Origin of the sequence: uncultured Tateyamaria sp. (assembly GCF_947494755.1) — a bacterium.
In the GTDB taxonomy this organism is placed as follows: Bacteria; Pseudomonadota; Alphaproteobacteria; order Rhodobacterales; family Rhodobacteraceae; genus Tateyamaria.
The window spans coordinates 143,425-167,543 of sequence record NZ_CANLVZ010000009.1; the positions used below are offsets into that span (position 1 = coordinate 143,425).

Consider the following 24,119-nt stretch of genomic DNA (forward strand, 5'->3'; position numbering starts at 1 on the left):
AATCGCGTAACGGCCAATAACCAGCGTGAGCGCGACGCTGACATGTACCACTCGACGTTTCAGGCAGGTCGCACCCATTCGCCGCGCCGCGATGATGAACGGAATATGAACGACGTGTTCTCATCAAGTTCAATTCGAATGAGGCATAAACATGACAGTCGAAGAATCGCTGCCCAGAAGGCACCATAAAGGGGACACGGTGAGTTAAATGTCGGACCAGATTAAGAAACCATTCATGGAAACAAAAAAGATCGTTGTGCTGAAGTTTCGCGCGCGTGTTGCACGGCCCAGCAGACAAGCCTTCGAAGCGACGAACAGCCGCTTTGCCGACGTCGATCAGGTCCTTGATGACATTTTCCAGAAAGACCAAATTCGCTGCGCCTGAAAAGAACGCAGTCCCTCGAGGAACAAGGCCGCTCTTTTTGAGCGGCCTTTTTTCGTATCTGCCATTCGCAGTTGCCTTGGGGCGAGATCGCCGGCTGCCAAGCAAGCCACTGAACCACTGTCGCGCTCAACCTGCGAGATGACCGGGACCTCGTGAATCCGACCCGCACGCGACAAAAAAAGCGGCAAGATGGTCTCCCATCCCGCCGCAATTCAAAAGGTTCAGCCGATCCAGCCGCGCGCTGGATCAGCGTTATGTCGACCTCAGAGACCGAGGATAGACTTGACCGCAGCCTCGACTTCATCGGTCACCGGCTTGTTCGCCGCGTCTTCCAGAACCGCGCGCGCGACCTGATCCTGATCGACAAGCTGTGCTTCCAGCGTTTCGACATCAGAGACGGCTTGCTGATAGGCTTCAGCCGCCTGTTGCTCTTGCGTCAGTTCATCGATCGCGACTTGTGACGCCTCCAGATCAGCCCGCGCTTCAGCCAGTTGGCTTTCGATGTCCGGGTCTGCTCCACCAGCCGCTTCAAGCGCCGCTTCCAGTTCGATCACGCGCTGGCTGTCTTGGTCGGCGCGCACCAATGCGTCGGCCTGGGCCACCTCAATCTCAGACAGCGAGCGGCTTGGCGTCTCCAGACCGGCCAGCAACTCCTGTTTCTCTGTCAGTGCGCCGCTCAGCAGCGACGCTGCGATGGTCGCGTCACGAAAGGCTGCGATCTTGCCCACGCGTGAGTTCGGTGAGGCGTTGAGAAATGCGTTCTCGTTGGCGTTGGCTGCGTTCAACGCACCCAATTCGGACGGGTGAACCCCGAGAAGCGCAGCCATTCTGTTGCCCTTGGCCCGTGGCGGTGCCTTGGGTTTGAGAGACTTGACCGGCGCGGACACGCGCACTGTTTTCGTCGGTGCCGCCGCGCGCTTGGTCTTGGCTGCCTTGACGGCAGGTGCGGACCTCGTGACGGATTTTTCCGTCCGGGTCGTTGTGGTTGCCTTGGTTGTCTTGCGGTTCTTCTGGCCGCCGAACAGCGTCTTCAACGAGAACGATTTGCCGTTCGATCGACCGGCCTTGCCGTTTGTGCGGTTGTTCGACTTGGCGCTCTTGCCCTTGTCGCCGGATGCGCTCGACCCTTTGTCGCTGCCGCCGCCGTTACCGCCACCGTTGCCGCCGCCATTGCCGCCACCGTTGCCGCCGCCATTGCCGCCACCGTTACCGCCACCGTTGCCGCCGCCATTGCCGCCACCGTTGCCGCCGCCTTTGCCACCGCCGTTGCCGTTCTTGGCCATTGCGTAATCCGGCACGGCCAGCGTCGCCACAAGCGCCGTGGCCCCCACAAGTGCCGTGGACATCGAGAGTGAGACCGCAAGCGCCTTGAACGCCTGTTTGCCTGAATGTTTCATGTGTATCTCCTTCGCTTTAACTGGCCAACTGGTGCCCAAGTTTGTCTGAGTGTTGCGCGCCCGGGGCCGTCATTGACCAGCGAATCGCACCTTCGCGACACCTATTTTGCATGGGCCCGGTGAACCAAATCGGAATCTGCTGTTCATCGCGGGTTCATCTTGGATTTGCTACTTCTCCGGCGAAATTGGCTTGAAAGTACCCGGTATGAAAAAGACACGATTCGCGATTGTTGCCGCAGCCTTGGCATTGTCCCTGACGGGGGCAGTCACGGCAGGTACGCGTGAATTGAGCCAGGCCGAACTGCGCACAGCGTCAGCGACCGGGCAGGCGATCGGGCTGAAACGGGTGATGGACGGCGTCGCCCGGATTACCGGCGGCACACCCATTGATGCCCGCGCTTTCAAATCAGACGACGTCTACTACCGCATCATGGTCAAGAAGCCGAATGGGCAAATCGTGAGCATGATCGTCAATGCGCGCACCGGCAAAGCGGTGTCACAGAAATCAAGGCTCGGCCGCCAGATCGATGCGCTGGCATCTTCGTCGACCAAGACCAAGACCAAGACGACGGCCAGTGCCAGCAAGCGCAATGGCGGCGGCAATGACAATGGCCGCAGCAACGGCGGCGGTAACGGTGGCGGCAATGGCGGCGGTAACGGTGGTGGCAACGGCGGCGGTAACGGTGGTGGCAACGGCGGCGGTAACGGTGGTGGTAACGGTGGTGGCAATGGCGGGGGCAACGGTGGTGGCAACGGCGGCGGAAAGGGCAATGGCGGCGGCAAAGGTCGCGGCTAATTGAACCAATTCCGCCTTAAATTGTCCCCATTCAGTGTGTAATCGTGGTGGAATGAGAATATTACTTGCCGAAGACGAACCGCAGCTCTGCACCCAGATCAAGACCCTGCTGAACGCAGAGGGTCGGGTCGTTGACGTCGTGAATGACGGGGTCGAAGCGCACTTCATGGGCTCGACCGAACCCTATGACATGATTATCCTTGATATCGGCCTGCCGGAACGCGACGGGATTTCCGTGCTGCGTGAATGGCGCAAGGAAGGTGTGAAAACGCCGGTTCTGATCCTGACGGCGCGCGACGGGTGGAGCGAACGTGTCGACGGGCTGGACGCAGGCGCGGATGACTATATGACCAAGCCGTTCCACATGTCCGAACTGGCCGCCCGCGTACGTGCGATCCTGCGTCGACAAGGCGGGTACGTGAACCCCGTCTTTGAAAAGGACGACGTCGTGTTCGACACCCGCAGCGGGCGTGTGACCATCAACGGGCTGCCCGTGGATCTGACCGCGCAGGAAGTCGCGGTTCTATCCTACCTCGTGCACAATACCGGACGCATGATCTCGCGCACCGAATTATCGGACCACATCTATGAATATGATGGGGATCGCGACTCCAACACCATCGCCGTATTCGTGACGCGGTTGCGCAAGAAACTCGGGCCCAATCTGATCACGACCATCCGCGGCCGTGGATACATGATCGACGCGGCCTGATGCTGTCCTTGCGCCATCGCGCCCTGTTGGGCAGCCTGGCGTCGGGGCTGATCTCGGTTGCGGTGGGGGTCGTGACCCTCAATGCCTATGTCGACAGTCGCGTCCAGGATCGGTTCGATGCCACGCTGCGGGATCGCCATACCCAACTGGTCGTGGCCCTGAGTGCTGCGACCGATGACCCCGACGGGCTGCGCGGTCTGATCTTCGATCCGGCCTACGGCGTGCCTTATTCGGGCCGCTACTGGCAGGTTACCAGCAGTGACGGCCAGGTCTACACCTCTGCATCGCTGTTCGATCAAACCCTTGAGGAACCCACACAGCCCGACGAGGGGTCGGTTGTCTGGGAAACGGTTGGCCCCGAAGAGGAAGGCGTGCGCGGCGTCTATCAGCGGATCGCTTTCGAAGACGGGACCGAATGGGGGGTCAGCGTCGTCGAAAGCCTGACCGAGTTGATGAACGAGCGTGCGGACACGCGCCAAAGCCTGTTGCTCGTGTTTTCGCTGGTCGGCGTGATCGGTCTGGCGGGGTCTGTGCTGTTGATCTCGACCGTCCTGTGGCCCTTGAGAAAACTGCGTCAGGACGTGGCGCGGCGATGGGACGAGGACGAGGAACTGAAGCCGGCCGACTACCCCGAAGAGGTGGCGCCGCTGGTCAATGACATCAACGAACTGCTGCACAGAAACCGCGACATCGTCATGGGGGCGCGGCGGCAGGCGGCGGACCTCGCACATGCCCTCAAGACGCCCTCGGCCATCCTGCGCAATGAGCTCGAGGTGTTGTCCAACACCGGAACAGGTACGGCCATGGCGGTCGAGGCATTGGACAGGATCGATGCCCAGCTTAGTCGCTCGCTCGCGCGGATGCGCTCGGCCAACTCGGCCGAGTTGACCCACGCGCGCACGGATTTATCCAATTCGGTCGACCGGTTCGCGCGACTGTTTTCCACAATGGCCGAACGCGAAGGCAAACTGCTGCACTGCCGGAACGCCAGCGATCTTTGGGTGCGCATGGACACGCAGGATATCGAAGAGGTGATTGGTAACCTGCTGGACAATGCGCTGAAATGGAGTCGGCACGACCTGCAGATCACCGCCGCAAAAGTGCCGGACGGAATCATGATCCTTGTGGAGGATGACGGCCCCGGAATCCCCGAACAATCCCAAAGAGAGGCCCTGCGCTCGGGCGGGCGTCTGGACACGTCCAAGCCGGGCACCGGACTGGGTCTTGCGATCGCGGTCGATCTGCTCAAGGCCTATGGGGCAGACCTCGCCCTCGAAAGGTCGGAGGCTTGGGGCGGCCTTGCGGTGAAGGTGCTGGTCCCCTCGCAAATCGAGCGCAAGGCTGCCTGACCGTGCGCCTGCGGGCACCCTCCTGCAAAGGATTGTTGCTCTTGCCCCCCCGGCGCTCGATTGTGGCGAAGCGAGCCCAATCCAACGCCAGTGAAGCCCAAAAACTAAAACAGGCCCACCGGTCATCTCGGGCCAATAAACCCAAAAGCGCCCAACCGCGCGTACGCCCTACGGTGTCAAAGAAGGGTCAGCACCAACAGACCCGATGACGCCAGAAGCGTCAGGAGGGTACCACCACCCCCGACGATCCGCAGCGGCCCGTTGCCGTCGCCCGACGTCACGCCAATCGCATGCACAACGCGCACCACGGCATAGAACACAGCGATGACTGTCACGAAAAGGCCGCGCGCACCTCCCATTTCGGCCAATCCAAGCAAGATCAGCACAAGTGCTGCGGTTTCAGTGAGGTTGGCCTGTGCCCGCACGGTTTGGCCAATTGATCCGTCTCCAAATGGCGTGCCGGAGTTCTGACGGGCTATGCTGACCCGTGCGGTCAGGACCAAAACAAGAAAGCCCAGAAAGACGGCCAACCACGCGGTCGTCTGGGGAAAGGTCATAATGTCCATGATGTCTACTCCTCAGCCGCCGAAGGTTTCGGGGTTGCCGGGCACGATCCGCGTGATGGCACCGCGTCGCTCGCCGCTTGCCGGGTTCACGATGAACAGGCCAGTCTCGTCCCGCTCGATCAACGAACACGAGTTCTTTGGGGCCGGAACCCAGTCGGCGCAGTATCCGGCATCTGATCCGGCCCAGGTGCCCGACGCCAATGTGCCCGTCGGGAAGCGGGCAAAAATCTCGCCCTGCGCGTTGAAATAGACAGGGACCTCGCCGCCGGGACCCATTGGGCCGCCCGCGGGCACATCAAGATAGACAGTGTTACCGCGCACAAGCGCATCGACTTGCTCCGCATCAAAGGTTTCCGCTGCGGCTGGCATTGCCAGCAGGCTCACGGCTGTGATCATGAATTTCATAGGTCAGTCCTTTCGGTTTGGATGAAGGGAGCCTTCGGCGCTGCGCGCCCGAAAGGCGGAGGGTGTCAACCCGGTAAAGGTCAGAAAGGCCTTGTTGAACGCGCTGAGCGACGCGTAACCGCAATCAAGAGCGGTCGCTGTGACCTGTTTGTCGGCGTGGCTCAGACACTCCACCGCGCGGATCATGCGCAACTGCCGCAGGCACTGCGCCCAACTCATCGCCAGCTCGTCCTGGAACTTGCGCGACAGCGTGCGCTCGGACAGTCCGGCCGCCGCGGCGGTCTGGGTGAGGGTGACCTCGGTGGCAAGCTCTGCCTTCAGAAAGATCAGGGCGCGCTCGATCTCCGGACTGCGGGGCGCGGGTGCCCAAATGTCGGATGGATCGTCCGCTGCGGCCTTGCAGGTTTCGGCGATGGCCCGGAACACGGCATCTGCATGGGCGTCGAACTCTGCGGTTTCCGCGGGCCATCTGCGGCTGAAGGTGATCATCTCGCGGGCGTGGCGCGGCATGGTGAAGACCACCGGCGCGCCCGGCAGGTCACGCACGTATCCCGGTTCAAACAGCACGGAACAGCAGGTCATGGCGTGCGGAATATCGATCCCGATCTCGGTGTTGGCCGGCACCCAGGCCCCGAACGACGGGGGCAAGACCCACTCGCGCTGTCCAAAGGAGATACGGATCGACCCGCTGGTGGCATAGATCAGGTAATCCCGACCAAAGGAGGCCACGCGCGGCAGGGTCGGCTCGAACTCCTGAAAGAAGCAATATGCAGGCGGCAGCCGTTGCGCCATGTCAGTATCCGTCGCTGACATCCGCGATGGTCGTGGCCGGTGGGGCCGACATCAAGGGCCTGAGCCCCTGCCCCAAACGCGCGAAAACGTCACTGGCCTTGTAGGCGTCGAAGGCCTCGAGGCTTGCCCAGCGTTGCACGATGACAATGTCGCCTGCATGTGCCGGGGACGCGAAAATGCCGTAGCTGTCGCAGCCTTCCATTCCGCGCACGGCATCCGCCTGCCCTTGGAACAAGGCGATTGCGCCCTCTCGGTCCTGTGGGTCGAGTGTGGCCTCGACAACGATCAACTTCATGTCTCTATCCTCATGTCATTTGGTCCAAGCCTAGGCATATCTTTGGCGGTGCGCTTGCGTTGACTGGACAAAAATGCGTCCCAAATCGCCAAATCAGTAGTGGGGCCGCGCTGGTTGGCTCCGGCTTAACGATGGTCCAGAACAAATTCCCCGGTCGACCTGCGGAATTTGGGTAGTGAGGCAAACCGATCATCTGCAGCGCGGTACCCGGCCGCAATAAGCAGGGTGGTTGTCTGACCGCGCTCTGTAAGGCCGAGAATGCGGTCATAGTCCGCCGCGCTGAATCCCTCCATCGGACAGGCGTCAACACCCAGAATCGCCGCCGCAGTCAGAAGTTGCCCAACCGCCAGATAGGCCTGTCGCTTTGCCCAATCGACACGCACATCCGCCGTCATAGTGCCGACATAGGCTTTGGCCTTGGCTTCCAGATCGGCCATCTTTGACGGCTCGACGCCCCGCGCCGCCGCCAATTCGCAAACATAGTCCTCAACCGTTTTGTCGGTGATCTTGGTATCAACACTCACCACAAAAAGGGCGCTGCTGGTGGCGACTTTCACTTGGTTGAACGAATGCGGGATGAGGCGCTGGCGCAGCTCGGTGTCTTGCAGGACGCTCACCCGGTAGGGCTGCAAGCCGACGAATGATGGGGCCAGCCGCAAAGCATCAATTAACGCGTCGAGGATGTCTTGCGGTATCTCCTGGTCCGAAAATGCCTTGACGGCGTAGCGCCAATTCAGTGCCTCAGACACTTGGCAGACCGGCGTCGATGGTGGGCGTGCCGCATTTTCCATGTTCTCTTCCTTCACGATACGCGCTCATAAAGCGCGACTGCGGCCAATGCTTCTTCGAGGCCGATGATGCCGCCGCTGTTTCCCGGCAAGGCACGCATAGCACTGATCCTCCACAACTGAAGAGCTCCGCCGCTATCTTCAGGAACACGGAGAAGACACATGGCAAACGAGCGACCGAAGCGGGAAGAGATTGTGACGAAGTGACGGCAGGTTGAGGTTCAAACGGGGCAAGGAATGTCGTGTCTGGATGCAATCCGCCACCTCAGATATCACTGAACAGACATTCTACTGTTGAAAGAAGAAGTACGGTGGAATGGGCCCGGACCAATTGAAGGAACTGAAGCGTCTGCAGAAAGAGAACGAGCGGCGGCACAAGGCTGTTTCCGATCTGACGCTGAACAAGCTTATCCTTGCGGAGGCCGCAAAGGGAAACTTCTAAGCCCCCCTCGTCGCCGAGCCCGCATTGATCGTGTTCGTGCTATTCCGGATGTCTCGGAACGTCGCGCATATCGCGTTCTGAGGCAACACCGATCCATGCAACGTAGGGTGCTAGTTGATCGCCCGAATGAAGAACGATTGGTGGCCGACATGATTGAGCTGGCCAGACAATTTGGCTGATATAGCTATCGTCGGATCGCAGTACTTCTGAGAGATGGTGGCTGGCAAGTGAATGCTACGCGCGTCGAAAGGCTGTGGCGGCGGGAGGGGCTGGAAGCGCCAATCAAACAACCGGAGAGGCGCAAATCCTGATCGAAGAATGGGGGGAAACACTACAACACGAAACGACCACAAAGCGCAGTGGCTTATCGCCGACCGGCCCCCGAAACCATCGTCCGGATGGACCAAAGGCCAGTCATGCACTCACAATCAAATTGGACCACTCGAGTGGGGCTGATCAGCCTAACTGACCTCGAAGACGATGTTGCCTACTGCGTCGCCAGCGGCAAGGCGCTCGTGTGCGGACGTGGCGTTGTCTAGTTCATATGTCCGATCCAGCGTCGGACGGATTGTGCCTGCCCGCACTTGCTCCAGGCCCCACTCCAGATCCGCGACGCCGCCCATCAATGTGCCGGCGATCCGCTTTTGGGGAAAGAAGACTGACCGCACCGGCAATGTCGCCTCCAACCCCAAGACGTTCCCCATCAACACGGTCAGCCCGAGAGGTCTCGTGGTGTCCAGCGACCGTGCGAGGCTTGGGCCGCCAAGGTTATCTATGGCGACGTCCACGCCGCCGCCAGACCAATCGCGCACGGCGTCCAGTGCGCCGTCCTCCATGCCGACAACGAAGTCCGCGCCAAGGCTTTTGACAAAGTCTCGCTTGGCGGGCGACCGAACCGTGGCTGCGACGCGAGCACCCAACGTTTTTGCTACCTGCACCATGAAAGAGCCAGTGCCCGATGCGCCCGCCTGGATGAGAACCGTATCTCCTGTCGTCACGCCACCGACGACTTTAACAGCCCGCACGGCGGTCGTCAGCGCCATGGGCAGTGTCGCCAAATCAACCGGCGAGATGCCTTCGGGCGCCTTCAGGGTCCAGCGGGCGGGTACTGTCATGTATTCGGCGTAGCTGCCGTTTTCGACCAAGCCGCGGATCGCATAGGACGGCGACGTTGCCAGAACATCTGCGCCGGCGTCCGTCGGATCGGTTGGATAGCCCGGCATTGGAATGACCCGGTCGCCTGGTGAGAACCCCGTAGTGTCGTCTCCCGCCTGCTCTACGATCCCGACTGCGTCGGAGCCGAGCACATGCGGGAACGCGAGATCAGGGTTTACACTCCCGTCGCGGATGTAATGGTCAAGCCGGTTGACCCCTGCGGCCTCGATACGGATGAGGAGCTCATGTGGTTTAGGTATCGGACGTGCCAAATCGGCAATCTCAAACACAGAAGGGTCGCCGAAGCGGGTTATGATGGCTGCGCGCATTGTCTTCTCCTTGGTTCCGGGCTGAGACCCGGTTACGATATGAGACCAATGCGTAACGTAAGGACATGAGCTGATGGAAGACGGCACTAATTCCCCACTAGGTTCCCTTTTGGGAACCGCCGAGGCCTGGCCGGACGACTACCTGGATGGCCTTTACAAAGGCGAATACGATCCGGAAATCTGTCCGGTGCGGCATGTGCTGAAAGGGATCGCAGACAAATGGACAATTCTGATCCTCGCCGCGCTCAAGGCCGACAGACAGCGGTTCTCGCAGATCAAGCGGCTGGTGCCTGACGTGTCACAACGGATGCTGACGCAGACACTGCGCAAGATCGAGCGCGACGGCTACGTCACCCGCGAGGTGACGCCGACGATTCCGCCCCGGGTGGACTACGAACTCACAGATCTCGGCCGGTCTCTCGTTGCGCAACTCGCACCACTGGCCCAATGGGCGGACGAACATCGAGAGGCCGTTGGGAAGGCGAGACTGGAATATGACCGCCGAGGTGATGGCGCTGTGCGATAAAGTGCGTCTGTTGCTGTAACCAGTATTGTCGTCGAGCGGGTGGGCCGTTGTCAGCAGACGGACTGGAAATTTTTCGAAGACGTCTCCTTTGGGCAGATCGCACAAAGCGGCGAATGCTGCGCCACAACCCGGTGACCGCTATCGCGATGGTTTTGAGGTGAAATACCAGCAAGCGGGCTGCGCTCGCAGAAACCGTTGGCCGGGCCAACGGCAGATTTGGGCCGCAAAGTTCTATGTTGGTTATTCGGCGGCCAATTCTGTCGAGCTTGGCCGCAAGCCCGCTACCAATGCGGCTGAGGATGGGTCAAAGCTGTTCGCGAGCAGCCAGCCCTGTATCTCTGCGGGGCTGCATCTTGTGTCGCCAAGCCGCTGTTCAAACTGTGACCCAAGGCCCTCTTCTGCTGGGAAAAAGCGATCAAACAATCTTCTGGCGGTTTTCGCGTTTACCAATCCAAGTTCTGTATGCATGTAGGCGCGGCCAGGGCGGATCAGGGCCGGGTCAAGTTTTTCTTTGTGGTTTGTCGTCATGATCAACGCCCGCCCTTCTTGCGCACCGATTCCGTCAATGGCGTTCAGCAAGCCAGAAAAACTGACGCCCGAGCGTTTCTCAGCGCCATCACGCTGAGTGAACACCGCATCCACATCTTCAATGGCGATCAAGGAGTCCTTTGGTGCAGAGATGAGTGCTTCGCGCAGATCATCATCGGTCATGCAGGGGCGCCCCACATCCAGTGTCGCAATATCCAGAGACAACTCAGACGCAAGCGCCCGGATCAGGCTGGATTTGCCAGTACCCGGTGGGCCGTGGAACAAGTAACCTCGCCGCCATGGCACACCTCGGTCAGCGTACCAGTCACGCGCGGCGTAAAACCAACGCATATCTTCAGCGATCTTCTCGATCCGGTCGTCATCGACAAGAATAGTATCGATTGACCTACGCGGGATGTCTCCAAGGCTGTCCCAGTAGCCGTCCTTGAGGACATGCAGCCCGGGACCTACGCGGTCCTTTGCTTGCGCAATCTGCCGGCCGGTGGCGATCCAACCCAACATGGTAGAGACATGCCCAAACAGCACCGTCACATGCAACGTCTCCATTGGACGTGGGTTATGTGACGAACCGACCTTGGATTTTTCGTTAATGTTGCGTTCAAGCCGACAGATCTTGCCGTGTCGGACGAACCAGTGTCGTCCGGGGGCAGGTGCATAGCCCTTCGTGCCACTTGCCCATCGACCGTCGGTCATGCGGACATGTCTGGACCTTGCGAGCACGTTGTTGTGCTCCATCCAAATGCAGAAATGACGATAGGCGGCACTCCGATTGTCCAGTGTCAGGCTGACCCAGACACGACGCATAACGATGTGGTAAAGTGCGATCAGACTCACACGCAACGTTGCTGCCAGAAGGCCAAAGGCGCCAAGCGCAAGACCGCCAGCGAAGAAGTCACTTTGCAGCGCATCGTCCAAGACGCTGTTCCACATGTCAGTCATCGTTTGCCCCCTTCCTCATGAAAGGCACGGCCTTTGAAACAGCGAATGGGGTTTCCGCGTTCGAGCGCGTTGTGAAGCTGGTTTTGACTGCCTCTATCTGCCTCCTGATCAGCGGCGGCTTGCGCACACATCAAGGCTTGGAGCCGCTTTAGTGCCAAAGCCTTATTGCGATGCTGCGAGCGCATTTCGCGGGCGACTGCGACCAGACCGGTCGGACCATGCGTCGCCCGAACCGCGCTGTCGGTTGTGTTTTGGTGCTGCCCACCCGGACCGCCAGCGCGGAAACTTTCGAACGTCACCTCATGCCGACCGATTGCCATCGCCTGGTTGGCTTGTTGGACCAGTTCAGACACGCCCACAAACCAATTGATCCGTTTATGATGGGGTCGCAGCGTGCTTTTGGCGCGCCAGCGGATGGTTCCCTGCCAGCGGTCAGCAAACGCACGAGCTTCGGCACCGTGAAGAAGAATTACCGCTGACTTCAACCCGTGCCTGGCGGGTGTCGCGCTGACATCGAGTTCCAGCCCTGCAAAGTCGGCCTCTTGCTGCAGACGCCGCAAAACCCCAACGACAGCCTGATGACATTCGCCGGGGCCGTTACCACTGGTGATCAAAAGACAGATTTCGGTGCTCATGCTCACGATCTGCCCTCCGCCCGTTTTTTCTTGAACGTCAGCAACGGGTGGAACGTCGCGACAGGCACCGCAGCCCCGGTTGCCTCAAGGTCGGCAACCACGGTCTGCGACGATTTGTAGGCCATCGGCGCTTCTTCGATGAGCAGGTCCCGATCTTCGCAAATGATGCGGCCACCAAAGGGCGTACGTTGCATTGCCTCAATATCCGAACGCTTTGCCCTGACCCGCCCATGCATGGACCCGCGATCATAGCGCCGCCCCGCCCCATGGGCGGTTGATCCCAATGCATTATCGTGGGCCATTGGTTGCAGCAGATAACTGGGCGTCGCGCGCGACCCTGCAAGCGGGACCAGTGACGTGTCAGCCTTGGCCGCGCCTTTGCGATGCAACCAACCATCTGTCGCTTTCGTCAGCAGGTTGTGTGGTGCGTCAACGATCAGGCGCAGATCAGCCCGCAAGGCCTCGGCCGCACGCTGTGCGATGATCTGGCGGTTGAGACGTGCCCAACGCACCGCCTGATCGTGACCCGTCACATATGCGAGTGCGTCGTCGGACGACATGCCCAAGAAGGCGTCTTCGGGAAGATTGCCAAAAACTGCGCTGCCCAATCCGCGCGACCCGGAATGAACCAGCAGATAGATCAAAGATGTGTCCAGACTCGTGTCTGGATCGCAGTCAGCCAGCGTCTGCACCTCGCAGAAGTGATTGCCCCCGCCGATGGTGCCAAGCGACGTCGCGAACAGATCGACCGGCAAGCCGCTCTGTTCGATGCAGCCGGTATGGTCAGTGTCGTCTGGTTCACCCAGAACACGCATGCGTCGAAGGGCCTTTGCCAGCTTTAGCTTGCGGGTTGGCAAGTCCAGCTGAAACAACGACATACCGCAGCCAATGTCGTTGCCGATCAGTTGCGGATAGATGCGGTCGGCCAGCACCGCGCAGCCCACTGGGCCGTATTTGCCGGGATGTACATCAGGAAAAGCGGCGACACGGCGCACGCCAGCCCAACCCGCAACCTGTTCGAGTTGCTGCTCTGCGCGACCCTCGACCCAGGTCGCAGATGTATAGAATTTCGTGATGGTGCCACCGCTGGAAACAGCAGGCGTGCGACCATCCAAGACAGAATTGCCCATGGAGTAGTACCCAATAGTCGTAATGTAGATATGCTGACCAAATGGTCAGTGCATAAAATCATGCGAGGCCAGTTAGTGGCGCAAGCTTTGATCTGCCCTGAAGGGCGATACGATGAATAGTCATGTGGTGCCCTTTCTTGGCTGGGTTACGAGTTGGGTCCTGAAGACTATCGAGATTGCACTGGTTAGAGACATCTGTTGATTCCAACAAACCAAATTTCCCTAGACGAATTGGATGTTGCATTTCCGTCACGTCAATGTCGCGCCCCACGATGCCGAGGCCAAGGTCAGCTTAAAGGAACGATGCTGCTTTTGCTCCGACGACAGCAGTGAGTGTGCTTTACCGATGCTCCATTCGCATCGAACTTCGGCCTTTGCCACCCACTGACGAAAATTCACAATTTTTCATGTCAGTTGGCCCAAAAGCCGTTCGCATTCTCGGGATGCGCCTTGGAGAGGGAGCACCTAAAGAGGGCGAAAGTCCGATCCGACGCTGCCATTTGCATCACGACGAGCATCGGTCGGAATGAGTCCTTCGGAGTCACCAGACGAAGCACCGCAAGAGCGAATATGCGGCGCGATTTGCGATCAACCCGTAAGCCCAGCATCAGGCCCGTGCCGCGGGCAGTATCCGCGACCATTTGTTCGGCAAGCCGATCAAACGCCTCGCTTACGCGCAAAAATGTGGTTTTCATCAATCCAACCTCAGCCTGCCGAATTGGACGCCCCGCCCCGATGTCAAAGGCAACGCAGCGGCCAGTGTCAATCGGGTCATTGTCAGACCAGTCGAAGGGGGCTTAACCGATATGGGCGCTGTCCATTGGCTCGCGACGTTGGAATGGCGTACAAACGTAGGTTGCCGCGGGGTTTTCTCACGCGCGCTTTGAGATATTCAACTTCAGGAATTGCGCATGACGTCTACCTTTGTTGGCTGCGCAGCATTCTGAGGTCCTATCTCTGAGGCAGCGCGATCCCTGATCCCACGTTGCCGAGCGCATCGCAGACAGAAACCACACGGCCAACTGGATTGAGATTTTGTCGAGCGAGATCCCAAGCAACGAAGCTTTGAACCATGCCACGCCGTTGCATTCAGCATGTCATCAGGCTAACAAAACGTGTCGAGGTCCACAGCGGCTTCGATAATTGATTAAAGATATAGGAGAAAAGCGGCAATTTCCCGTAAGCCGTGTATTTGTATGAAAAAATTTATAGTTACAGGAACTCAGATGAAGAATAAGGGGTCTCAGGCGATGTTCCTGACGCTCTGCTTCAGCCTCAAAAAGGTATTCAAAGACTGTGAAGTCTATGGATTCTCGAACAAATACGATTCACCCGAGAAGTACAGCCTGAAGCTGCTGCCATATGACGACTATACGCGAATTGTATTGAACAAGAGATTGAGTATGGTCCCCTTTCTTGTTCCGCTTTTGACTAATTTGGCTGGTATTTGGAAGAAGACCGACAAGTGGAAAGGCAAAATCCCGGAATTGGAAAAGGCGCTGCGCGAGGCGGACGCGATCTTTGATGCGAGCGGCTATACTCTGGGGTCCGGCTGGCCCAAAGGCGGCGGAGAGTTGCTTTTGCAGACGATACGGCTGGCCAAACGTCACAACAAGAAGATCATCCTGATGCCTCAGAGTTTTGGCCCTTTTGACTGGGAAGGGGACAATACGGCTTTCTTGGAGAGCGTCAAAAAAGAGCTTGCGTACTGCACCAAGATCTACGCCCGCGAGAAAGAAGGATATGAGTGCCTTTTGTCCTTGGGGCTGACCAATGTGGAATTGTCGTCGGATATGGTGATCAGAGAAGATCTCTTTCCAACCGCATCCGATATCTACGCCTCGCCTTCAATGGCTTCGGAAGTTGAGTATCCGGCTCCGGGCTCCGTCGGGTTCATTATCAATGAAAACGTATTTCGGATTGGCGACTCTGATGCGGTTTTCGGCCTTTACGCGAAACTGCTGGACCGACTCACCGACAACGGTGAGAAAATCTACGTTCTGAACACTTCCACGGCTGATACGCACCTTGTGGAAAAAGTTCTGAACATGATGCGAGACAGAAGCAAGGTGAGCATCATCAACGGTGAGTACTCCAGCCCCGAGCTCATCGATATCATTGGACGCTTCAAATACGTGGTCGCCTCACGGTACCATTCCGTGGTGTTTGCATACAGGGGTGCCGTTCCTGCAATCATTCTTGGATGGGCGAGCAAATACCAAGACCTGGCGGAGCATTTCCAACAACAAGACTACGTCTTTGACATTCGGGAACTGGGTGTTGATCAGCTTCTCAAGCAAGTTGACCACATGGCTGACAACCACGAAGATGAGTCCGAGAAAATCAAGAAATGCCTGGAGAGGGTTCAGGCGACGTCTGTTATCGAAGACGCCATCGATGCGCTGAACCTGAAGGCCTGATCCGGCGCAAGCAGGCGGGACAAAATGCGGGCGCAGGGCCTTGCGCGCGCATAAATCCACTTCCTGACGAACCTCAGCCCCGTCGATGCGCGTCCCCGAACGCATCGATGGAGTTCACGCTATTTCGATCGATGTCGCGCAAACACTGACCCGGTCACCGCAGGATCGAAGCTCAAAGCGCGACAACGCGCTGATCAGACCACTTGATTTGCACGGGTCATTCGTACTATAAGAAACGTATTATTTTATATACTTACGATGATTGATTTATCTGATGACGACGGCTTTGCACAAAGGTCTGCCAATCCTTAACGGTTACGAAAGTGTCCGCTCGGCGATGCGTATGTGCGCAGCGTTGCCTGGAACCACGATTCGTTTCCCCGAGATTTGCGGCATAGACGGGCCGACAACTCATCGTAACGGCGGTTTTTCCGAACGAGGCGCGCGCGGGTTGCGTGCCGGATCTATGGCCAGACAACACCATCCGATTGAGCCAAATTTCCGCACTCCGTTTCGGTACGGAGCGCTGAAAACGACTGCGATGACGGCCTTTTGCCATCATGCCTTTGTACCAATTTCCAGAAACGATTTACCCACCGAGGATTTTTGAGATGAAAACCTTTGTAAAGAATATGTTATCCGAGAACCAAGTCGATCGGCTGCGCGATGCCCGCCTCATGTTTCGGGAATCCAGAGCCGTCCGCATGGCAACCTCGGCACAGACCGGTGGCCTGAGGGTCGCCTCGTCCGCGCGCCCCTTGTCCACGGCATACTACGCCTTGCTGTCACGACAGTTTCAGCGCGAGGAACGTGCCGTGCTGGCCGGTTTGGCAAAATACCACGCTGAGCTGCAAGAGGATGACGCGAACGTCTTTCTGATGCGCCGAAACGTGCATCGGCTTGAAAAGGGCCTGTCGATGCGGCCCCGGCGTCCTGTATTCGCCAAGGACTACATCCTTGAAACGGTGAACGTATATCGTAAGGTGGTCGATGCCCCCGAGCGCTCCGCCGAGAGTTCCGCGGAGTCGCTTCACTGGGCCTATGATGTGTTGAGCGAGTATTTCAGAGTCGTCGCCGCTGATCCCGTTCTTGATCACGCTCGCGAAGTCTTCGACAAGTGCCCGACGCCCACAGGCAGCGGCGAGGCCGGCGAGCGTATTCCCTACAAGCGCAACCTTGATGAGCATCCCGTGTCATTCGAACAGCTTGAGAAATTGTCGATCAAGCGACGCTCCGTACGGTGGTTCGAGCAAAAGCCCGTGCCTCGCGACCTGCTGGACAAAGCCTTTGGCATCGCAAGTCTGTCGCCAAGTGCGTGCAACCGCCAACCCTTCAGGTTCATCGTCTTTGATGACCCCGAAATGATCGCCACGGCGGCGTCTTTGCCAGGTGGGACCATCGGTTGGAAACACCAGATTCCAGTCATGGTCGCGATTATTGGGTCGCTGGATGCCTTCTACAGCGAAAAAGACCGGCACGTGATTTACATCGACGGCGCGCTTGCCGCGATGTCGTTCTCATACGCGCTGGAAACCCTCGGGCTGAGTTCGTGCATTTGCAACTGGCCAGATATCGAGAGCCACGAACGGCGCGCGGAGAAGGTCTTGGGCCTCGAAAGCTACGAACGTCCGGTGATGTTTATGGCCGTAGGCTATCCAGACCCTGATGCGACGGTCGCCTATTCCCAAAAACGCCCCCTTGAGGTCATGCGGACGTACAATCCGCCGCTCAACAACGCTTAGTCGCCACAGGAGCATCTGTGTGACATAACGCGCCGCTCCGGTTATCCGGGGCGGCGCTTTGCGTTGTGGAGATTGACCAAATGTCGACGGGCGTTAGGGATTTGCGCACACCAGCGATGGAGCCCAAACACCCCGCTTTGCATCGATTGCATTTCGGGGTCACCCCATCCACCGCATGATTGTTTCTCGAGACCCAGAGCCAGCTGTCAGCTGGCGAGATCCTTAGGCCCGTACCAATGAGACAGCGACTGCCCGCTCAACTCTTCCAGAGCGGCGATTGACGGCGCATAGTAGTCGTTGAGGCGATTTCGCAAATCGTCCGTCAGCGGCGGATACTTGACCTCGCGCGCGATCACACCCCGTGCGGCCTCGAAAGCAACGGTGTTGCGCAGCGGACGCACCATCGGTTTCATCCACGACAGCCGCTTGCTCCATACTGCTGGCACGGCCGGCGCGGTTTTGTCCTTGACCTTGTCTGCTCCGTCAGAGGCCAGCGGGTGCGGCGGCAGTTCGAGATGAGCGCGCAGTTGCGCCATCTGTTTGCTCGGATTGCCTGCGACACCTTCGAAGAACAGGATCAGAAGTTTCTCGCGACCAAAAAGGTTAATGAACGCTTCCAGATCAGATGCGAAGTGCCCGGAGACCAAAAGCGGGTTCTCACCAGCGATCGACGGTTCCAGATAGGACCCGATATCGGCCCCCACTTCGCCCCGCCTGAACCGCATGCAGTAGTTCGAATAGGCCCGCTCGACCGGATTGCGCAGTTGCGCGATGAGCTTGACATGCGGCAGGTGCTGTTTGATCCGGGTCGCCGCGTTGGGCGTGTAGAGATAGGAATTCGACTTCTCTCCGACAATCCTGCCCTGCCCCGCATCATCGAACTGCGACAGATACCAGTCTACGCCGCGTTCGTAGTTTCGGGAAAAGAAGTGAAGCTCCGGATCGGGCATATAAACCGCCGGATCCGACTGAAGTTGATTTTGAAGCCAGGTCGAAGCCGACTTTCCGGCTCCGATGATGAGGAAATCGATATCACTGAGTTTCATGTGTTAAAATCATCTGTAGTTGCTGTGCTGAAAAATAGTCTGAAACGAGATTCATGATCGCGCGTTGCGCTGTAATATTGCCAATTCGGTTGTCGGCATCGACGCGGCCATCATGTGCGGCAATGCGTTCTTGTCTATAAATGGATGCTTCTGACGTCGCCCGAAGCGTTTGAAATTAAATAGGTTCTGGGCGTCACATCCCAGATGAAAACACAGAACACCTTACAGACCTGCGGGCTTTTAGACAAGATCGTTCTTGCACGATGCTCCAGGGTGTAGCCGAGTGTTGATCACCATCCCGGATGTGCAGGGTCGGGATGGTCACGTTGTCTGCGTCGCCCTGCGCGCCAATGACGCGCGCAGAACCAAACCCGTCGTAATCAGCCAGACCACGTTGCACAACAGATGTGTGGCCGCCGCGCCCTCAGCGCCAAACCGCGCAGTCATGGGCCAGAACGTGGCAAAGAACAGGATCGTCACCCCCAAGCGTATCAAGATCAGTGCGACATCGCCGTCAGTGCTTAGCAGGGCAGGAACAAAAGCGACCCCTGCCAGCAGTACAGCGGAGGCACAGATCTGTATCCCCACCGTCAAAGCCGCATCGCGGTAGTCGTCGGTAAAGACATAGACGATAAGTGGCTCGATCCAGATCAACACAGGGGTCACGATCACGATAATCAGCAGGAAAAACACGCCGGACACTCCGTAGACATAACGCGACAGCCGCCCTTCGTCACGTGACGCCGCAAAGCGCGCAAGCTCGGGGTAGATCGCTTGCGCGAGTGGTCTGCCGAGGCGCAAGCCCGCCAAGGCGCTCCGCTTGGCGATGTGGTAATATCCGACGGCTGTGGGAGAGACGAGTGTTGCCATCAGGATCACATCGAGCCGTTGGGTCATTTGCCGCAATATCACGGCGGCGTTGCTGTTAAAGAACATCCGCACCAAGCCGGGGTTGTCGTGAATGGCCTGCAGCGGGCCGTCAGCGGGTCCGTCGGCCAATTGATCGGCCATCACGCGGCGCCCCGCAATATACACAAGCGCTCCGCTGGCCACAGAGAAGACGACGATAATGCCGACAAACGCGGCGGGTCCAGCGCCCATCACCGCCAGCAGCACGGACGAGATCGCGCGCACGATGGCCATGCCTGCATCAAGCCGCGCAAGTTTGTCGAACCGATCAAACAGCCGCAACATCGCCATACCCGTGGGGCGCAGTGATACGGCAAGCGCCAGGGATGCGATCTGAAGCAGTCCGACATGCTCTTCCAGTTTGAGCCATGGTGCGAGCAGTCCGGCCAAGGCGAAGGCAATCAGTGCAGACGCCACCCCAAGAACCAGATCGACAGCCGTCGAGAACCCCATCAACGTGCGGAAGCGTCGCGTATCACCGCGCTCAAGTGCTTCGCTGCCAAACCGTATGACAGCCTGCCAAGGCTCCAGATGAACAAAGAGAGAGACCAGGCGCATATAGGCCTCGACCAAAGCCACGATGGCGACACTTTCCGCGCCAAGGGCACGTGCGGCAGCAGCCATCGAAATGAGACCGCCAAGGCTGGTGACGACCTGAGACGAGAAAATCCAACTGACGTTTCGCGCAATGCGCCCGACGACTTTCTTGTCTTCCTGAGACGTGGCCAGCCGACGCATCACGGGGCGGCCACCGAGATGCCGGGAATGGCTTGGACCGTGAGCCCAGTTTCCAAGCCATGTTGATGGGCGAAAGGAACCGCCGCCCACTTATCTTTGGCCTCATCGCGGGCCAGACCAGGACGCATTTTTTTCCACTCGTCGGAGTGCCCCCAACGACCGGGGATCGCGTCGATTTTGCAGTGTATGACGGGACCGTACGCGCCCGCATGTAAACGAGCGAGGTCGGCAGTCGCTTCCCGCAGCAGCGCATGTCCAGCGTGTTGTACGATTTTCAGGCCTAGCATTTTGAGGACCGTGCGTGAGCGACCGATACATCGCCCACCGGGTCACATACCTGTCCGTATTTCCTAATTTCTTTATAAAACATAGTGTTAATCACCTCGGCCGAACCGATTGTCGTTGCCTTGTTACCAGTGCTCCCGTCGCGATAACACTCAAGGGACGCCGTCGCAGGCTTATGTAAATGGTATAAAAAACAGCACCGTGCAGCGTGCAGATGGAATGCTCCCTAAAAATGCCGTTCCATGCGTGAATTGGCGGGTAATGACTGCTGGCCGGCAGCCGGTTGGCATGAGTAATTTCAGCCGAAAGTCCTCAGAAAACATGGTGGTTCAAAATTTCTTACATGACAAAGGCTATCGAAAAACAGCCGAGGCGCAAGGGGCATGAGGCGATTTGCTTGTTGAAAGCGTTCCTACCGCTTTGGAGGAAGGTCGATTCAACTGGCGTAGGTGGCCTACGACTCAATGTTGCGGACGCGGCTGCTTCACAGCCCAGTTTAGCCAAATACGGTGTCGCGGTCCTGACGCCCATCGTTTACCAGTAGTTGATCACATGGAGGAGGCTCAAAGATACCCTTCCTTTGGGCCCTCTCGCTGAGTGAAGAACCGCCTCTGTGCAGTTTATGGACCGGAGGCCGGAAAACCCTGCGGTACGGCACCACCAGAGAAGGGCGCGCCATCGCGCTGTTGCGCCCTTCACCGATTGGGGTTCTGCGGAGCGAGCGCCTCAAGAGCTTGTGGGCTCCGAACCCAACGCGTTTGCCTGATCAGACCGTAAAGAGCATCAAAAATACGCGCGTAACTTCTCACAGTGAAGTGCGTTTCGTCCATTGTCTGCGCTGCAGACAATTTCAGAGCAAACTGGCTTGAAACGGCAAGCCATCATCACGTCGCCAGCACGTAGACCTGATCTAAGCAGGCACTTCAAAACGATCCACCAAATGATCTGTTAAACCTCGGCGAGGACGGACAAAGCGCGCCTATACTGTAGCGCCATCAACTCGGGATCCACCAGGCAAGCAAACATGGGGTCGCTGTGCAGCGCATTGTCGGTATCCTGCGTGGCGCGCATCAGCGCGTTGCGGATAGCTTCGAGCCCTATTCGAGGTACCGTCACAGGTCGGCCAGAACCTCGCTAAGCGCAGATTGTCGGAGAGGTTTCTTGAGCACGACGGCCTCCGGAAACTGATCTGATTGAACGCCGTCGACACCATACCCTGTCACAAAAATGAATGGCACGCCAAGATCCTGCAATCGTTCTGCAATCGCAAAAGATGAATCCCCTCCAGACAGGTTGACGTCCAGTACGGCGAATTCAGGAACGTTATGCTCGATGGCTTGCAGCGCATCTTGGCTGGAATTCGCGGTTCGCACATTCTCAAATCCCAAGCTCTCCAGGACGTTGATCGTATCCATTGACACAACAAAGTTGTCTTCGACCAGAAGACACACGCCATCCGCCCGGTCCAATTGCTGTCCGGTCGAATAGAGGTTTTTCGAAACAGAAGGTGCTGTTGTGTCGGACTGGAAGGATATGACACTGATCAACGCATCTGGCAGTTCCAGAACGCAGCAAAACCCATCTTCCGCAAAGTCTCGAACAATCGTCCCGCGCAAATCGTTCGGAACGGCATTGTCCAACAATGTCGAGCCAAACCCGTTCTGCTTGGGCGCATTGACGCTTGGCCCGCCCCGCTCTGTCCATTGCAGCTTCAATCCGCCACGCTGCGTCTCTACCTCGATTTCGACCACACCGCCGGGAACGGACAACGCACCATATTTGGTCGCGTTTGTCATAAGTTCATGAATGACCAAGGCAAAGATCGGAGTCACTTCTGATTGAAGGCCAATCTCCGGCCCTGAAATCCGGACACGGTCGCCTTCGCTGCCATGCGCGTCGGCCTCTTGCCGCAAGATACTCTGAATGCTGACGAGTGCCTGGGGTTGTTCAACCGCCAACGAATGCGCATTCGCAACGGCTTCGATCCGCGCCTCGAGCGTATCGACGTAGTGATCGATGGATTTGGACGTGACCCGCGATTGTCTGGACAACGATCGGATCAGTGTCAGGAGGTTCCGGACACGATGATTTAACTCGCCAATGAGCATTTTTTGCTGGCGCGTGGTCTTTTCGACAAGCGCTTTATGCTCCGAATTGATCAGGATCGCCCAGACATCACTGGCAAATTCGTCTTGTTCCTGCGTCCACGGGTTGGAAGTGCCGAGCACGGTCTCTTTATATGCGGCAAAAGATCCGCGGGGCCGCAACCGTGCATCCGCACCCGTTCCGATGATCGTCTTTTGAGGAGCCCCGGCCCACGTCGTCATCTGTTCTCTGTCGCGTCGAAAAAAGGCGACCATATTGTCGGCTCGTACAGGGGTCAGATGCATGCCCGCGATATTGTTGCCAAGTGCTAGAGCAAGATTTGGGTGGTCCGTCTGAAGCATCGAGGATTTGATGGACTCCGTTTGCCCGTTGGCAAATTCTATCAGCGCGCTTGCTGCATCTTTCGAGACGAGCCCGCAGGTTTGCACAAATCCGTCTTTGGCAAGAAGCGCACCATCTGCCTGCATTGCGTCGGTGAGCTGTTCCAACAACCGCGTGCTAAGCCGAATATCTGCATCGTCAGAAGCAGCGATATCCATCAATTCCTTGCGCAGCACACTTGCCCGACGCAGGCGGTTCAGTCGGTCGTTTTGAAGCATTGTGGAGAGTTTAAGTCCGAAGAAGCGTACGAAATTCCGACAAAACTCGCGGACAGATGGGTCAGGAACGCGCGGAGCCGGGTCATGCAACGAAATCATGCCCCACAAGCGGTCGTCCACCACCACATTCAACGTCAATGATGCCCGCGTCCCCATATTTCTGAGGTATTCCAGATGCACCTCGGAAACACCGCGGAGATGGGCCTGTGTCATGTCCAATGGCGGTAGGTCCGGATTCGCTGCCAACACTGATACGTTGGGCGCGTTCACATCACCGATATAGCGAAACGGAGTGCGCTTCATGATCGTTCGAGCTTGCGGCGGGATATCCCAAGCCGGGAAACTTAGGCCGAGAAAGGGCTCAGCATTGCCGGAAAGCGCCTCTGCTCGGATTGTCCCGTTGTTCTCTGCGTCGAACTCATAGACCATCACCCGCTGATATCCCGTGAGCACTTGCAGCAGTTGAACGGCCAATTTGAACAGGGCCTCGAAGCTTTCAACTGACTGAAGTTGCTGCGTCGAAAAAGCGAGTTGCTTGACAATATCGCTGGTTATCGATGCCTGTTTTTTTGGGTATTCAAACTCAAAGATCGTCGCAGGACCTGCGGCTGACGCATTGGCAAGTAAAATTTTTTGGTTCAACTCGAGCGGGTCAAGCATCCGGGTATCTTGCTTCAGAAAACTTGGGAGCAGGTTATTCACCATGTCGTGCCGCACACCGGGCGGGAAAACATCATTGATGCTCTCGCCTAAGACCTCTTCGGCAACAAGACCTGTTACTGCTTCAAGATTGGTGCTGGCATGTGTCAGGCGCATGCTGTCATTGTCGAACGCCACCAACGCGCCATGACCTTGGATCGAGCCCGGAATGTGAACAGGTTCGGAGGCACAGTGATCCAAGGCCCGCTCAATGTCTCCGGTCCCCTTGAGTGGTTCCATGATGGCTGTGCCCTATTCCAAACAATTAGTGCTAAATGTTACCGAGCAATGGTGCACGAATGCTTAAACTCAAATGATTTGCATTGCACCCAGAAGACCCCTTCCACTTCGTGTCCACGCGACCGCGTCGCTACAACAATCCAGG

21 protein-coding genes and 1 pseudogene are annotated in these 24,119 nt (G+C 57.8%); 8 read left to right on the plus strand and 14 right to left on the minus strand.

Annotated elements, in window-relative coordinates:
- The first annotated feature begins 235 nt into the window (after nucleotides 1–235).
- On the plus strand, nucleotides 236–385 hold the full coding sequence (locus Q0908_RS12815; RefSeq protein ID WP_299284871.1) for a hypothetical protein: 150 nt from the start codon (nucleotides 236–238) through the stop codon (nucleotides 383–385).
- Between the two features lie 263 nt (nucleotides 386–648).
- Here the strand turns inward: Q0908_RS12815 and Q0908_RS12820 are convergent, their stop codons facing one another.
- Nucleotides 649–1,782, minus strand: a complete 1,134-nt coding sequence (locus tag Q0908_RS12820) for a hypothetical protein (RefSeq protein ID WP_299284874.1) — start codon at nucleotides 1,780–1,782, stop codon at nucleotides 649–651.
- A 205-nt stretch (nucleotides 1,783–1,987) separates the two neighbouring features.
- On the opposite strand from Q0908_RS12820, the gene Q0908_RS12825 reads away from it, so the two are divergent.
- Genes Q0908_RS12825 through Q0908_RS12835 form a run of 3 tightly spaced genes read left to right on the plus strand, consistent with a single transcriptional unit; the run spans nucleotide 1,988 to nucleotide 4,639 of the window.
- Nucleotides 1,988–2,578: a hypothetical protein gene (locus Q0908_RS12825; RefSeq protein ID WP_299284877.1), complete on the plus strand. Its 591-nt coding sequence runs from the start codon at nucleotides 1,988–1,990 to the stop codon at nucleotides 2,576–2,578.
- A gap of 52 nt (nucleotides 2,579–2,630) precedes the next feature.
- Nucleotides 2,631–3,290, plus strand: a complete 660-nt coding sequence (locus tag Q0908_RS12830; protein ID WP_299284880.1) for a response regulator transcription factor — start codon at nucleotides 2,631–2,633, stop codon at nucleotides 3,288–3,290.
- Nucleotides 3,290–4,639: a HAMP domain-containing sensor histidine kinase gene (locus Q0908_RS12835; RefSeq protein ID WP_299284883.1), complete on the plus strand. Its 1,350-nt coding sequence runs from the start codon at nucleotides 3,290–3,292 to the stop codon at nucleotides 4,637–4,639. The genes Q0908_RS12830 and Q0908_RS12835 overlap by 1 nt, the downstream gene beginning before the upstream one ends.
- Nucleotides 4,640–4,815: 176 nt before the next feature.
- On the opposite strand, the gene Q0908_RS12840 is transcribed toward Q0908_RS12835, so the two are convergent.
- From Q0908_RS12840 to Q0908_RS12860, 5 genes are all read right to left on the minus strand, one after another.
- Nucleotides 4,816–5,205, minus strand: coding sequence for an MAPEG family protein (locus Q0908_RS12840; protein WP_299284886.1), 390 nt, complete (start codon nucleotides 5,203–5,205; stop codon nucleotides 4,816–4,818).
- Between the two features lie 12 nt (nucleotides 5,206–5,217).
- Nucleotides 5,218–5,610 carry a hypothetical protein gene (locus Q0908_RS12845; protein WP_299284889.1) on the minus strand — a complete coding sequence of 131 codons (393 nt, stop codon included), beginning with the start codon at nucleotides 5,608–5,610 and terminating at the stop codon, nucleotides 5,218–5,220.
- 3 nt (nucleotides 5,611–5,613) lie between these two features.
- On the minus strand, nucleotides 5,614–6,402 hold the full coding sequence (locus Q0908_RS12850) for an AraC family transcriptional regulator (protein ID WP_299284892.1): 789 nt from the start codon (nucleotides 6,400–6,402) through the stop codon (nucleotides 5,614–5,616).
- A 1-nt stretch (nucleotide 6,403) separates the two neighbouring features.
- The gene (locus tag Q0908_RS12855) at nucleotides 6,404–6,697 is read right to left on the minus strand and encodes an antibiotic biosynthesis monooxygenase (RefSeq protein ID WP_299284895.1); all 294 of its coding nucleotides are present in this window, start codon (nucleotides 6,695–6,697) and stop codon (nucleotides 6,404–6,406) included.
- Nucleotides 6,698–6,822: 125 nt separating this feature from the next.
- On the minus strand, nucleotides 6,823–7,488 hold the full coding sequence (locus Q0908_RS12860) for an NAD(P)H-dependent oxidoreductase (protein WP_299284898.1): 666 nt from the start codon (nucleotides 7,486–7,488) through the stop codon (nucleotides 6,823–6,825).
- A gap of 159 nt (nucleotides 7,489–7,647) precedes the next feature.
- Here Q0908_RS12860 and Q0908_RS12865 point away from each other — a divergent pair.
- Nucleotides 7,648–8,232, plus strand: a pseudogene (locus tag Q0908_RS12865) (IS3 family transposase); the annotation flags it as partial.
- 156 nt (nucleotides 8,233–8,388) lie between these two features.
- Here the strand turns inward: Q0908_RS12865 and Q0908_RS12870 are convergent.
- Nucleotides 8,389–9,411 (minus strand): zinc-binding alcohol dehydrogenase family protein, encoded by a 1,023-nt coding sequence (locus Q0908_RS12870; protein WP_299284901.1) that lies wholly within the window; start codon nucleotides 9,409–9,411, stop codon nucleotides 8,389–8,391.
- A gap of 73 nt (nucleotides 9,412–9,484) precedes the next feature.
- Here Q0908_RS12870 and Q0908_RS12875 point away from each other — a divergent pair, with 73 nt between their 5' ends.
- Complete coding sequence (locus Q0908_RS12875; RefSeq protein ID WP_299284904.1) at nucleotides 9,485–9,937, plus strand: helix-turn-helix domain-containing protein; 453 nt, start codon at nucleotides 9,485–9,487, stop codon at nucleotides 9,935–9,937.
- 240 nt (nucleotides 9,938–10,177) lie between these two features.
- On the opposite strand, the gene Q0908_RS12880 is transcribed toward Q0908_RS12875, so the two are convergent.
- From Q0908_RS12880 to Q0908_RS12895, 4 genes are all read right to left on the minus strand, one after another.
- Nucleotides 10,178–11,401, minus strand: a complete 1,224-nt coding sequence (locus Q0908_RS12880) for an AAA family ATPase (RefSeq protein WP_299284907.1) — start codon at nucleotides 11,399–11,401, stop codon at nucleotides 10,178–10,180.
- Between the two features lie 20 nt (nucleotides 11,402–11,421).
- Nucleotides 11,422–12,060, minus strand: coding sequence for a peptide chain release factor H (gene prfH, locus Q0908_RS12885; RefSeq protein ID WP_299284910.1), 639 nt, complete (start codon nucleotides 12,058–12,060; stop codon nucleotides 11,422–11,424).
- A 2-nt stretch (nucleotides 12,061–12,062) separates the two neighbouring features.
- Complete coding sequence (locus Q0908_RS12890; RefSeq protein ID WP_299284912.1) at nucleotides 12,063–13,190, minus strand: RNA ligase RtcB family protein; 1,128 nt, start codon at nucleotides 13,188–13,190, stop codon at nucleotides 12,063–12,065.
- A 410-nt stretch (nucleotides 13,191–13,600) separates the two neighbouring features.
- On the minus strand, nucleotides 13,601–13,885 hold the full coding sequence (locus tag Q0908_RS12895) for a hypothetical protein (protein WP_299284915.1): 285 nt from the start codon (nucleotides 13,883–13,885) through the stop codon (nucleotides 13,601–13,603).
- Between the two features lie 531 nt (nucleotides 13,886–14,416).
- On the opposite strand from Q0908_RS12895, the gene Q0908_RS12900 reads away from it, so the two are divergent.
- On the plus strand, nucleotides 14,417–15,610 hold the full coding sequence (locus tag Q0908_RS12900) for a polysaccharide pyruvyl transferase family protein (RefSeq protein ID WP_299284918.1): 1,194 nt from the start codon (nucleotides 14,417–14,419) through the stop codon (nucleotides 15,608–15,610).
- A 611-nt stretch (nucleotides 15,611–16,221) separates the two neighbouring features.
- Nucleotides 16,222–17,352 carry a nitroreductase family protein gene (locus Q0908_RS12905; RefSeq protein WP_299284921.1) on the plus strand — a complete coding sequence of 377 codons (1,131 nt, stop codon included), beginning with the start codon at nucleotides 16,222–16,224 and terminating at the stop codon, nucleotides 17,350–17,352.
- Nucleotides 17,353–17,558: 206 nt separating this feature from the next.
- On the opposite strand, the gene Q0908_RS12910 is transcribed toward Q0908_RS12905, so the two are convergent.
- The 3 genes from Q0908_RS12910 to Q0908_RS12920 all read right to left on the minus strand — a co-directional run bounded on the left by Q0908_RS12910 (nucleotide 17,559) and on the right by Q0908_RS12920 (nucleotide 23,974).
- On the minus strand, nucleotides 17,559–18,398 hold the full coding sequence (locus tag Q0908_RS12910) for a sulfotransferase (RefSeq protein ID WP_299284924.1): 840 nt from the start codon (nucleotides 18,396–18,398) through the stop codon (nucleotides 17,559–17,561).
- A gap of 321 nt (nucleotides 18,399–18,719) precedes the next feature.
- Nucleotides 18,720–20,045 carry an oligosaccharide flippase family protein gene (locus tag Q0908_RS12915; protein WP_299285002.1) on the minus strand — a complete coding sequence of 442 codons (1,326 nt, stop codon included), beginning with the start codon at nucleotides 20,043–20,045 and terminating at the stop codon, nucleotides 18,720–18,722.
- A gap of 1,397 nt (nucleotides 20,046–21,442) precedes the next feature.
- Nucleotides 21,443–23,974 (minus strand): HWE histidine kinase domain-containing protein, encoded by a 2,532-nt coding sequence (locus Q0908_RS12920; RefSeq protein ID WP_299284928.1) that lies wholly within the window; start codon nucleotides 23,972–23,974, stop codon nucleotides 21,443–21,445.
- Between the last annotated feature and the right edge of the window lie 145 nt (nucleotides 23,975–24,119).

Coding starts and splice junctions, on each gene's coding strand:
- Q0908_RS12815 (WP_299284871.1), top strand. CDS start 236: ATGGAAACAAAAAAGATCGTTGTGCTGAAGTTTCGCGCGCGTGTTGCA.
- Q0908_RS12820 (WP_299284874.1), bottom strand. CDS start 1,782: ATGAAACATTCAGGCAAACAGGCGTTCAAGGCGCTTGCGGTCTCACTC.
- Q0908_RS12825 (WP_299284877.1), top strand. CDS start 1,988: ATGAAAAAGACACGATTCGCGATTGTTGCCGCAGCCTTGGCATTGTCC.
- Q0908_RS12830 (WP_299284880.1), top strand. CDS start 2,631: ATGAGAATATTACTTGCCGAAGACGAACCGCAGCTCTGCACCCAGATC.
- Q0908_RS12835 (WP_299284883.1), top strand. CDS start 3,290: ATGCTGTCCTTGCGCCATCGCGCCCTGTTGGGCAGCCTGGCGTCGGGG.
- Q0908_RS12840 (WP_299284886.1), bottom strand. CDS start 5,205: ATGGACATTATGACCTTTCCCCAGACGACCGCGTGGTTGGCCGTCTTT.
- Q0908_RS12845 (WP_299284889.1), bottom strand. CDS start 5,610: ATGAAATTCATGATCACAGCCGTGAGCCTGCTGGCAATGCCAGCCGCA.
- Q0908_RS12850 (WP_299284892.1), bottom strand. CDS start 6,402: ATGGCGCAACGGCTGCCGCCTGCATATTGCTTCTTTCAGGAGTTCGAG.
- Q0908_RS12855 (WP_299284895.1), bottom strand. CDS start 6,697: ATGAAGTTGATCGTTGTCGAGGCCACACTCGACCCACAGGACCGAGAG.
- Q0908_RS12860 (WP_299284898.1), bottom strand. CDS start 7,488: ATGGAAAATGCGGCACGCCCACCATCGACGCCGGTCTGCCAAGTGTCT.
- Q0908_RS12870 (WP_299284901.1), bottom strand. CDS start 9,411: ATGCGCGCAGCCATCATAACCCGCTTCGGCGACCCTTCTGTGTTTGAG.
- Q0908_RS12875 (WP_299284904.1), top strand. CDS start 9,485: ATGGAAGACGGCACTAATTCCCCACTAGGTTCCCTTTTGGGAACCGCC.
- prfH (WP_299284910.1), bottom strand. CDS start 12,060: ATGAGCACCGAAATCTGTCTTTTGATCACCAGTGGTAACGGCCCCGGC.
- Q0908_RS12890 (WP_299284912.1), bottom strand. CDS start 13,190: ATGGGCAATTCTGTCTTGGATGGTCGCACGCCTGCTGTTTCCAGCGGT.
- Q0908_RS12895 (WP_299284915.1), bottom strand. CDS start 13,885: ATGAAAACCACATTTTTGCGCGTAAGCGAGGCGTTTGATCGGCTTGCC.
- Q0908_RS12900 (WP_299284918.1), top strand. CDS start 14,417: ATGAAGAATAAGGGGTCTCAGGCGATGTTCCTGACGCTCTGCTTCAGC.
- Q0908_RS12905 (WP_299284921.1), top strand. CDS start 16,222: ATGAAAACCTTTGTAAAGAATATGTTATCCGAGAACCAAGTCGATCGG.
- Q0908_RS12910 (WP_299284924.1), bottom strand. CDS start 18,398: ATGAAACTCAGTGATATCGATTTCCTCATCATCGGAGCCGGAAAGTCG.
- Q0908_RS12915 (WP_299285002.1), bottom strand. CDS start 20,045: ATGCGTCGGCTGGCCACGTCTCAGGAAGACAAGAAAGTCGTCGGGCGC.
- Q0908_RS12920 (WP_299284928.1), bottom strand. CDS start 23,974: ATGGAACCACTCAAGGGGACCGGAGACATTGAGCGGGCCTTGGATCAC.